We start from the raw sequence: 2346 nt of genomic DNA on the forward strand, positions 1-2346 counted from the left end.
CAACTTCTGCATTCGACTGGGACATTTCCCCAATTGCTGACTCAGTTGCCTGATTAGTTGACGTAACCGATAATTCCGGATCAGTTTCATCTTCCCCAATAAAATATCCCCTCAACTCTTCTCGCAGCATGGCCCGCGCCTGGGAGATGCGCTTACAGACATTCTGGTAGGAAATCTCTTGCTGTTGGGCTATGTCTCGATAAGACAGTTCTTGATAAAAGTGCAGGATAAAGGTCTGGTGCAGCCGAGCAGGTAAGTTATCAATGGCACGGCGGATGGCAATCTTTTTCTAGTCTGTTTCCAAAGCCCTTTCTGGGGTATCGTTACAGCAAAGCAGTCCTTGTTCCTCTGGAATCCCTTCTATATCTTCAACGTGGTTGGCGCTGCGACAATGTTCTCGATGAATATCCACGCAGAGATTATGAGTCAGCCTTGTCAGCCAAGCCTTAAAATTAGCGATTTTTCCGGCAAACTTTTTCACCTTCTCCCATGCCTTGAGCATGGCCCGACTCAGGGCATCTTCAGCATCGGTAGGGTTTCCACCCATCCACCTGAGACAGCGATGATAGAGATAGTCTTGATATTGCTGCCATTGCTGCCAAAACTCTTTCTGTGAAAAGTGATGGGATTGGCCCAATGCAGTAGAACTGGCTTCTAATTGAATATCTGACATCATAATTGATTGATCAACACAATGGTCTATCTGGTGGGTGCATCTCCTAACAGTTGTTTGACCCAGCAGTGGTGCGTTACGGGCAGCAACCTAACCCTGAGTAAGAGGGGAAACATGAAGGCTCCCCTGAAGCACCACTAGCAACTGTTGTAGTCAACTGTTGCTAGCATGCCTCTTGCCAATGCCATTGCCCGTAGCGCTATACTCGACATTTTTGACATCGATACCCGATCACCATTTGAGAGTATAGCGGTTTTTAGTCTGTTAATCTCATAAAACTCATGTAAAAACTCATGTAAAAACTCATGTAAAAACTCATGTAAAAACTCATGTAAAAACTCATGTATAGCAATTTTACGACTTGTGAGGTACAAATTTATGGTTTTTAGGGAGCAGGGAGCAGGGAGCAGGAACCCACCCCTAACCCCTCCCAGGAGGGGAAGGAAAGAGAGAAGAGGGAAGAGGGAAAAAATAATGTGTACCTCATAGCTACGAAAAACGCTATAAAAACAGCTCTATCGGATTTATGGTAAAAAATGTATTATAAAATACATAAACGTGACTTATTTAATGGTATAATAATTTATCCAAAAAGGTTTCACCATGAAATAACTTTTGCTTCTTACCAAAAATTTTGGGTTTAAAGCCCCGTCCTTCGTTCGACGGCTTTTAGTTGACACTTTTATAGCGCCAGGGTATAATCAAAACATGAGTACAGGCTGAAAAACCGTAGGCTGAGCCGGGAGAGAGACCCGTAACTTATCGACCTAGAAGAAGTAATGCTCGGAGGGTAGGGAAAGTCCTCCTTAAAAACCCAATCATCAATCAACCGTTGGTGTGTGAACCCAGCAAAAATCACGCTTTGAGATAATACGGTACGGTGGGGCACACCGGAACCAGATGAAGCGATGCAGCGCGGTCTTGGGGAGGCAGCGCGGTCTTGGGGAGGCAGCGCCGCCAAAGGGGGTTTCCCCCATGAGCGACTGCCGTGGTCTCCCCCATGAGCGACTGCCGTGGTTTCCCCCATGAGTGACTGCATCAAGACAAGGAAGGAAACGGACTTTTTAAGGCACTTCCAGGTAAGTAGTCAAACGCCTAAGGAGAATCGCCCGCTGGGTCTGTTGTGAACTGACTAGAAACTTGGTCTTGACGGGTTTTTGGTTTAGATATTGTCTGATTTTTGGCGGCGTCAAAGATGGGAACACAACGGTTTAAGGTGACTCGTTGATCTAGGAATCCCCGCGCCTTTCGGGCTTTGCCCGACGCTACGCGAACAGGCCGGGGAGTGTCAACACAAGTACGGTAGAGCCAACTCATGTAAAAACTCATGTAAAAACTCATGTAAAAACTCATGTAAAAACTCATGTCTAGGGTTTTTATATAGGTTGTAAACAAAATTATTGCTCAAAAAGCGAATAGAAAAGAGGCAAAAGGCAATAGGGCCAAGAGATTCAAAGTTTTATTGTCCAATCAAAAAAGACCATACACGTTTACATCTCAAATAAAAACCCTATATACAGTCGGAAGTCGGGAGTCAACAGAAGCAGGAAATGGGGAGAATTCTTCCTATAGCACTACGCAATAAAGTTAGGAAATGGCTAAAAGCTGAAAACCTGTTGTAGTAAACTTTTGACTTCTGACTTGTGACTTGCGGACTTGCGCGTAGCGCTATA

General features: G+C 44.9%; 5 protein-coding genes. All 5 read right to left on the reverse strand.

Annotated elements, in window-relative coordinates:
* Positions 1 to 283: RNA polymerase sigma factor (locus tag F6K38_RS43785; RefSeq protein ID WP_353737280.1), on the reverse strand; the 283-nt coding region annotated here is incomplete at its 3' end.
* Positions 284 to 289: 6 nt separating this feature from the next.
* On the reverse strand, positions 290 to 676 hold the full coding sequence (locus tag F6K38_RS39615) for an RNA polymerase sigma factor (protein WP_287265167.1): 387 nt from the start codon (positions 674 to 676) through the stop codon (positions 290 to 292).
* A gap of 134 nt (positions 677 to 810) precedes the next feature.
* The gene (locus F6K38_RS39620; RefSeq protein ID WP_287265166.1) at positions 811 to 1047 is read right to left on the reverse strand and encodes a hypothetical protein; all 237 of its coding nucleotides are present in this window, start codon (positions 1045 to 1047) and stop codon (positions 811 to 813) included.
* Positions 1048 to 1355: 308 nt separating this feature from the next.
* Positions 1356 to 1700 (reverse strand): hypothetical protein, encoded by a 345-nt coding sequence (locus F6K38_RS39625; RefSeq protein WP_137985686.1) that lies wholly within the window; start codon positions 1698 to 1700, stop codon positions 1356 to 1358.
* A 68-nt stretch (positions 1701 to 1768) separates the two neighbouring features.
* Positions 1769 to 2068, reverse strand: a complete 300-nt coding sequence (locus F6K38_RS39630) for a hypothetical protein (protein WP_287265165.1) — start codon at positions 2066 to 2068, stop codon at positions 1769 to 1771.
* Between the last annotated feature and the right edge of the window lie 278 nt (positions 2069 to 2346).

The organism is Moorena sp. SIO3B2 (assembly GCF_010692525.1).
Lineage (GTDB): Bacteria > Cyanobacteriota > Cyanobacteriia > Cyanobacteriales > Coleofasciculaceae > Moorena > Moorena producens.

Excerpts from the sequence above, each read along its gene's own strand:
- F6K38_RS39615 (WP_287265167.1), bottom strand. The coding sequence starts at position 676 with ATGATGTCAGATATTCAATTAGAAGCCAGTTCTACTGCATTGGGCCAA.
- F6K38_RS39625 (WP_137985686.1), bottom strand. The coding sequence starts at position 1,700 with ATGGGGGAAACCACGGCAGTCGCTCATGGGGGAGACCACGGCAGTCGC.